Genomic DNA, 7,199 nt, shown 5'->3' on the forward strand with positions numbered 1-7,199 from the left:
TGAAAACGGCCGGCTGCGGATACCCTGCCGGGCATCCGCAGCCGGTCTGCGTTTTACAGGTACTGCCCGGTGTTCGCCACCGTGTCGATGGAGCGACCGGTGTCTGCGCCCTGCTTTCCGGTGACGAGTGTGCGGATGAAGACGATCCGCTCACCCTTCTTGCCGGAGATCCTGGCCCAGTCGTCCGGGTTGGTGGTGTTGGGCAGGTCCTCGTTCTCCTTGAACTCGTCCACGCACGCCTGGAGGAGATGGGAGACGCGCAGGCCCTTCTGGCCCTGCTCGAGAAATGCCTTGATGGCCATTTTCTTTGCCCGGTCCACGATGTTCTGAATCATCGCTCCGGAGTTGAAGTCCTTGAAGTACAGGACTTCCTTGTCGCCGTTGGCGTAGGTGACCTCGAGGAAGCGGTTCTCCTCGGATTCCGTGTACATCCGCTCCACGACCGACTGGATCATCGCGTGGGCGGCGGCCTCCTTGGAACCGGTGTGCTCGGCCAGGTCGTCCGAGTGCAGCGGCAGCGAGGGGGTGAGGTACTTCGCGAAGATGTCCTTCGCGGCCTCCGCGTCCGGACGCTCGATCTTGATCTTCACATCGAGACGGCCGGGCCGCAGGATGGCGGGGTCGATCATGTCCTCACGGTTGGAGGCGCCGATGACGATGACGTTCTCCAGACCCTCCACACCGTCGATCTCGGCGAGCAGCTGCGGGACGATGGTGTTCTCCACGTCCGAGCTGACGCCGGAACCACGGGTGCGGAAGAGGGACTCCATCTCGTCGAAGAAGACGATGACGGGGGTGCCCTCACTCGCCTTCTCCCGTGCACGCTGGAAGACGAGCCGGATGTGCCGCTCGGTCTCACCGACGTACTTGTTGAGGAGCTCGGGGCCCTTGATATTGAGGAAGTAGCTCTTCCCCGCGGGCTGCCCGGTCACCTCGGCGACCTTCTTGGCCAGTGAGTTGGCGACGGCCTTGGCGATGAGCGTCTTGCCGCAGCCGGGGGGACCGTAGAGCAGGATGCCCTTCGGCGGTCGGAGTTCGTGCTCCTTGAAGAGGTCCGGGTGGAGGTAGGGGAGCTCGACCGCGTCGCGGATCAGTTCGATCTGGTCGCCCAGGCCGCCGATCTTGTCGTAGTCGATGTCCGGGACCTCTTCGAGGACGAGTTCCTCGACCTCGCTCTTGGGGACCACTTCGTAGACGTAGCCGGACCTGGGTTCGAGCAGGAGGGCGTCGCCGGGGCGGATGGTGATGTCCAGGAGGGGCTCGGCGAGCCTCACCACCCGTTCCTCGTCGGTGTGCCCGATGACCAAGGCGCGCTCGCCGTCCTCGAGGATCTCCTTGAGGGTGACGATGTCCCCGGCCCGCTCGAACTCCATGGCCTCGACCACGTTGAGCGCTTCGTTGAGCATGACTTCCTGGCCTCGCCTGAGGCCGTCGAGCTCGACGCTGGGGCTGACGTTCACCCGGAGCTTGCGGCCCCCGGTGAAGATGTCACAGGTGTCGTCCTCGTTGGCCTGCAGGAAGACACCGAATCCGGCCGGCGGCTGCGCGAGCCGGTCGACCTCCTCCTTGAGGGCCACGATCTGGTCGCGGGCCTCCCGGAGTGTGTTGGCGAGCCGCTCGTTCTGCGCGGACACGCCCGCCAGGCTGGTCTGCAACTCGACGATCCGCTCTTCGAGAATCCTCGTATGACGCGGAGAGTCGGCGAGCTTACGTCGCAGGACGGCGATTTCCTGCTCGAGATAGGCAACCTGGCCGGCTGGGTCTTCTGACCCCCGCGCGGGCCGGATGCCGCGGTTGATGTCGTCGTCGTGGGCTGCCACGGTCCTCACCTCCTCCAAGGGGAGCTGGACGCTTCCTGACCCTACCTGGGTGGGTGATGATTGAAACCCCTAGATCACAAAGACCCGGGACTGTGTCCGATCTTCACCCTTGCGCTCTCCCTCACGCCAAGGGAATACCCACCCTTCGGCACCGGAAAGCAGCCGGTTGTATCGTCGAAGCGGTCAACACCCGTCAGGGCTGGCTTCAATTGGTGCAGATACGCAGGGAACGGCAGGACACATGACCGTGCAGCACGACGCTCCGGGCGACAGCGACACGCAGGACCTCGAGGTCTGGATCGACCAGGACCTCTGTACGGGCGACGGCATCTGCGTGCAGTACGCACCCGAGGTGTTCGAGCTGGACATCGACGGTCTCGCGTACGTGAAGAGCTCCGAGGACGAGCTGCTCCAGGACAAGGGCGCCACCACCCCGGTGCCGCTGCCCCTGCTCCAGGACGTGGTGGACTCGGCCAAGGAGTGCCCCGGCGACTGCATTCATGTACGTCGCGTTTCGGACAATGTGGAAGTCTACGGTCCGGACGCGGAGTGACGGTCAGACGCCGCGCGCGGCGCTCTCCGCGGGGCCGGCGCTCCTGATGAACGCGTTGCCCTTCCACTGCCAGACGGGCTTCTCCAGTTCGTCCGGGCAGCAGCGCGGCACATCGGCCGAGGAGTAGCCGAGCAGGGTCGCCGAGATACGCCCGTCATGGACCGCGAGGTCGGTGACGGTCAGCTTCTGAGCGGGGTCCACCAGGGTCGCCACGACCCTGGCCGCGGCCCCGCTCGCCTGTGCCAGGACGTAGATGCCGCTGGGCGGGGTGCCCGATCCCGCGTCGCAGCGGACTACGGCCACGGTCTCGGGCCCGCCGTCGCCGTCCAGGTCTCCCGGAGCACTGTCCGCCACGGTCTGCCCGGAGGCACCGCAGTCGAGCGGGAACACGACGTCCGACGGATCGGGCGCCGGCGCGGCGGAGGCGCCGGCGTGCGGCGCGGCAACACGGTGCCCCGGCGCCGAAGCGGTGGCGGTCGCCGCGTCGGGCTGGAGCAGCCCCGCCGCGGCTACGACCGCGGCCATGGCCGTCGCGGTGGCGAGCCAGTGCACCGGCTTGGCCGCGGTGTGCGCGAGGTCCGGGAGCGCGGAGGTCTGCACGCGGTATGTCTCCTGAGGTTCCTGGAGGCCTGACGGGCGGCGCCGGACACAGGCCGGCGGGCGGGGGTGGCCAGCATCGTGCCACACCTCACACCCATGGGGAACGGTGGGGTCCGCAAGGACTGCGGAAAGGCGCCGCCGCCGGGCTCCCGGGTCGGTCCGGGAACTCGGCGGCGGCGCCTTCGGGTCTCTGGCGGGTCAGTCGCGGGCGGCGGAGCCGCTCCGGGCTCCGGGACCGTTGTAGTCCTCGCCGTAGGCGCCCTTGGAGGGGCGGCGGCGGCGCAGCGGCGGCTCCACACCGTCCGCCAGGCGGCGGGCGGTGACCAGGAATCCGGTGTGGCCGATCATGCGGTGGTCGGGCCGTACGGCCAGGCCCTCGACGTGCCAGTTGCGGATCATCGACTCCCACGGCTGCGGTTCGGCGAAGCAGCCGATCTCCCGGATGGACTCGACGGTCCGCGAGAGCTGGGTCGTGGTCGCGACGTACGCGCAGAGGATGCCGCCGGGCACCAGGGCCTTGGAGACGGCCTCGAGGCACTCCCAGGGAGCGAGCATGTCCAGGACGACACGGTCGACGTCGGTGTCCGAGAGGTTGTCCTGAAGGTCTCCGACGGTGAGCTGCCAGGCGGGGTGCGGCGAGCCGAAGTAGCGCTCGACGTTCTGCTGGGCGATCTCGGCGAAGTCCTCGCGGCGCTCGTAGGAGTGCAGCATGCCCTGCTCACCGATGGCGCGCAGCAGGAAGGTGCTGAGCGCACCCGAGCCGACGCCGGCTTCGACGACGCGGGCGCCGGGGAAGATGTCGCCGAAGGCGAGGATCTGGCCCGCGTCCTTCGGGTAGACCACGGCGGCACCGCGGGGCATGGACAGGACGTAGTCGGGGAGCAGGGGGCGCAGCGCGAGGTAGGCGACGTTTCCCGTGGTACGGACAACACTGCCCTCGGGAGCACCGATCAGCTCGTCGTGCTGGAAAGAACCCTTGTGGGTGTGGAAGTTCTTCCCGGCTTCGAGCGTGAAGGTGTAGTGGCGTCCCTTGGGGTCGGTGAGCTGGACCTGGTCCCCGACCTTGAATGGGCCGCGACGGCGGGCGGCACCGGTCGGTTCGGACATGTGACCAGCCTACCGGTATTTCGGGGGCCGCTTGCCGGGGTGTCAGGCCGACGGACGGGCCATGGCCTTGACGAAGGCGCGCTCGACGTCGGCGGTGGAGAGGACGCCGTAGATCTCGCCGGTGTCCTCGACCACGAGGTACTCGGTGGCGGGGGTGGCCTTGAGCCGGTCCAGGAGCGCCTCGCCGGCGAGTTCCGCGGGCACCCTCATGCCGTCGGTGAGGTCCTGGGCGAGGCCGCTGACGGCCACCCAGGGCCTGCGGTGCTCGGGGACGCCCGCGATGGCGGCCTCACGTACGACGCCCTTGGGGCTGCCCTGCCCGTCGACGACGACGAGGGCGCGGGCGCCCGCCTCGTTGGCCCGGCGCAGGGCCTCGGAGAGGGGGGTCGCGGATTCGACGGGTACCGCGCGCCGGGTCAGGGTGCGGGCGCGCAGGTCGGGAAGGTGCTCACGCAGTCGTGCCATCCGCAGGCTGTTGCCGGCGCCGGTCCAGATGATGCCGGCGAGGATCGCGGCGAGCAGCGCGTCGGTGACGGTCTCCACCCCGCTGATCTCGCCGGCCGCGTTGCCGAGGGTGCCGGTGTGCGTGAGCAGGGGCAGGCCGATGAGGACGGTGACCGCCAGCCCCCGGCCCACCCAGGCGGCGGCGACGGTTCCGCTCATCGGCTTGCCGGTGATCTTCCAGACGACGGCGCGGAGCATGCGTCCGCCGTCGAGGGGCAGACCGGGCAGCAGGTTGAACGCGGCGACGATGAGGTTGGAGACCATCAGTCCGGCGAGGAGCACTCCGGGGACGGTGCCCGCCTCGACGAACTGGAGCGGGATGTAGAAGACCCCGCCGAGGACCAGGGAGAGCAGCGGTCCCACGAACGCGAGGACGAATTCGCGGCCGGGGGTCTCTGTCTCCTTCTCGATCTCCGAGACACCGCCGAAGAACTGGAGCTGGATGCGGCGCACCGGGAGCTTGTAGCGCAGGGCGGCCACCGTGTGGGCGAGCTCGTGGACCAGGACGGAGGCGTAGAAGGCGATCGCGAAGAAGAGCGCGACGAGGTACCGGAAGCCGCCGAGCTCCGGGAGGACCCGGTCGAGCTGGCCGCCGAACACCCAGGTGATCAGAGCCGCGACGACGAACCAGCTGGGGGCCACGTAGACCGGCACACCGAAGGGACGTCCCATGAGGAGGCCACCGCCGGGCTCGGCCGGACGTGGTGGTGTGCCCTTGCCGGGTCCGGTGCCGGGGTCCTTACCCCCTGCGCCGTGCTCCGGGCGCCCGCTGTCGCCGCTCTCGTCCACGGGGTCCCTCCGGTCGGTGGCTGTGCCACGGTCATGCTGTGTCCGAGCTCTGTGGTCGATGGTATGCCGCCCGGTGTCGGTGGCGGGCCGTAGGGTCTTCGGCATGACGTCCGTACCGCGCCCGCCTCAGCCACCCTCGTCCCTGTCGCCGTCGCGCGCGAACGATTTCATGCAGTGCCCCTTGTTGTACCGCTTCCGGGTGATCGACAAGCTGCCCGAGAAGCCCAGTGAGGCTGCTACCCGGGGCACGTTGGTGCATGCGGTGCTGGAGCGCCTCTTCGACGCCCCGGCCGTGGACCGTACGGCGCCGAGGGCCAAGGCCCTGATTCCCGGCCAGTGGGACCGTCTGCTGGAGTCGAGGCCGGAGCTCACGGAGCTGTTCGAGGAGGATCCGGAGGGCGAGCGGCTGGCCGGGTGGCTGGGCGAGGCGGAGCGGCTCGTGGAGCGGTGGTTCTCGCTGGAGGACCCGACCCGCCTCGAGCCGGCGGAGCGGGAGCTGTTCGTCGAGACGGAGCTGGACTCGGGGCTGCGGCTGCGCGGGGTGATCGACCGTGTCGACGTGGCACCCACGGGCGAGGTCCGGATCGTGGACTACAAGACGGGCAAGGCGCCGAGGCCGGAGTACGCGGAGGGCGCCCTCTTCCAGATGAAGTTCTACGCCCTGGTGGTGTGGCGCCTGAAGAAGGTGGTGCCGCGACGGCTGCAGTTGGTCTACCTCGGCAGCGGCGACGTGCTGACGTACGACCCCGTCCCGGCCGACCTCGAGCGGGTGGAGCGCAAGCTGCTCGCGCTGTGGGAGGCGATCCGGCTCGCGACCGAGACGGGTGAGTGGCGCCCCCGGCCGACCAAGCTGTGCGGCTGGTGCGACCACCGGGCGGTCTGTCCTGAGTTCGGTGGGACTCCCCCGGTATATCCGCTGTCCGTTCGCCCGGCCGAACCGTTGGAGGCTGTGCAGGGCAGAATGGAGCCGGTCCGGTCCGAGACCGGCCGGGAGGCCGCCCTCGAAGGCCCTTAAGGAGATCACGTGGCTATCCGCGTCCTGCTCGTCGACGACCAACCACTGCTGCGCACCGGCTTCAGGATGATCCTGGAGGCCGAGGGTGACCTCGCGGTGGTCGGCGAGGCGGGTGACGGTCTGCAGGCCATCGATCAGGTACGCGCGCTGCAGCCCGACGTCGTGCTCATGGACATCCGGATGCCGCGGATGGACGGGGTCGAGGCCACCCGCCAGATCACGGGTCCCGGCCGGGACGGCCCGGCGAAGGTCCTGGTGCTGACGACCTTCGATCTCGACGAGTACGTCGTGGAGGCGCTCCGCGCCGGGGCGAGCGGCTTCCTCCTGAAGGACGCGCCCGCCGACGAGCTGGTGCAGGCCATCCGGGTGGTGGCCGCCGGGGAGGCGATGCTGGCACCCAGCATCACGCGCCGGCTGCTCGACAAGTACGCCGACCATCTGCCTTCCGGCGAGGATCCGGTGCCGGACGCCCTGCATACCCTCACCGAACGTGAGGTCGAGGTGCTCAAGCTGGTGGCGCGCGGTCTGTCCAACGCGGAGATCGCGGCGGACCTGTTCGTGAGCGAGACGACGGTCAAGACGCATGTGGGCCACGTCCTCACGAAGCTGAGCCTGCGCGACCGCGTGCAGGCCGCGGTCTACGCGTACGAGAGCGGTCTGGTGCGTCCCGGCGCCCAGTGAGCGGTCATGGAAGAAACCGGGGGGGGCGGGGGGGGGGGCCCCCCCCCCCCCCGGGGGGGGGGGGGGGTGGGGGGGGGGGGGGGCCCCCCCCCCCCCCCCCCCCGGGGGGGGGCCCCGGCGCGGTACCCCA

At 69.6% G+C, this 7,199-nt stretch carries 7 protein-coding genes; 3 read left to right on the forward strand and 4 right to left on the reverse strand.

Annotated elements, in window-relative coordinates; all coding sequences use genetic code 11:
- Nucleotides 1-53: 53 nt before the first annotated feature.
- The gene (gene arc / locus ACGFNN_RS28910; protein WP_362552125.1) at nucleotides 54-1,820 is read right to left on the reverse strand and encodes a proteasome ATPase; all 1,767 of its coding nucleotides are present in this window, start codon (nucleotides 1,818-1,820) and stop codon (nucleotides 54-56) included.
- 241 nt (nucleotides 1,821-2,061) lie between these two features.
- On the opposite strand from arc, the gene ACGFNN_RS28915 reads away from it, so the two are divergent.
- The gene (locus tag ACGFNN_RS28915; protein WP_362674568.1) at nucleotides 2,062-2,373 is read left to right on the forward strand and encodes a ferredoxin; all 312 of its coding nucleotides are present in this window, start codon (nucleotides 2,062-2,064) and stop codon (nucleotides 2,371-2,373) included.
- A gap of 3 nt (nucleotides 2,374-2,376) precedes the next feature.
- Here ACGFNN_RS28915 and ACGFNN_RS28920 read toward each other — a convergent pair whose 3' ends face one another.
- From ACGFNN_RS28920 to ACGFNN_RS28930, 3 genes are all read right to left on the reverse strand, one after another.
- On the reverse strand, nucleotides 2,377-2,973 hold the full coding sequence (locus ACGFNN_RS28920; protein ID WP_393560255.1) for a hypothetical protein: 597 nt from the start codon (nucleotides 2,971-2,973) through the stop codon (nucleotides 2,377-2,379).
- A 198-nt stretch (nucleotides 2,974-3,171) separates the two neighbouring features.
- Nucleotides 3,172-4,080: a tRNA (adenine-N1)-methyltransferase gene (locus tag ACGFNN_RS28925; RefSeq protein WP_393560257.1), complete on the reverse strand. Its 909-nt coding sequence runs from the start codon at nucleotides 4,078-4,080 to the stop codon at nucleotides 3,172-3,174.
- Between the two features lie 42 nt (nucleotides 4,081-4,122).
- A complete protein-coding gene (locus tag ACGFNN_RS28930) occupies nucleotides 4,123-5,373 on the reverse strand; it encodes a site-2 protease family protein (protein WP_393560259.1) in 1,251 nt (416 codons plus the stop codon).
- 169 nt (nucleotides 5,374-5,542) lie between these two features.
- On the opposite strand from ACGFNN_RS28930, the gene ACGFNN_RS28935 reads away from it, so the two are divergent.
- Both ACGFNN_RS28935 and ACGFNN_RS28940 read left to right on the forward strand, forming a co-directional pair.
- Entirely contained in the window at nucleotides 5,543-6,388 is an 846-nt protein-coding gene (locus ACGFNN_RS28935) for a RecB family exonuclease (RefSeq protein ID WP_393560508.1), read from the forward strand.
- Nucleotides 6,389-6,397: 9 nt separating this feature from the next.
- A complete protein-coding gene (locus ACGFNN_RS28940; protein ID WP_362552140.1) occupies nucleotides 6,398-7,069 on the forward strand; it encodes a response regulator transcription factor in 672 nt (223 codons plus the stop codon).
- Nucleotides 7,070-7,199: the final 130 nt, after the last annotated feature.

Source organism: Streptomyces sp. NPDC048590, assembly GCF_043199535.1.
Classification (GTDB): domain Bacteria; phylum Actinomycetota; class Actinomycetes; order Streptomycetales; family Streptomycetaceae; genus Streptomyces.

What these genes read in the sequence shown, in the direction of transcription:
- ACGFNN_RS28915 (WP_362674568.1), top strand. Translation starts at nt 2,062, where the DNA reads ATGACCGTGCAGCACGACGCTCCGGGCGACAGCGACACGCAGGACCTC.
- ACGFNN_RS28925 (WP_393560257.1), bottom strand. Translation starts at nt 4,080, where the DNA reads ATGTCCGAACCGACCGGTGCCGCCCGCCGTCGCGGCCCATTCAAGGTC.
- ACGFNN_RS28935 (WP_393560508.1), top strand. Translation starts at nt 5,543, where the DNA reads ATGCAGTGCCCCTTGTTGTACCGCTTCCGGGTGATCGACAAGCTGCCC.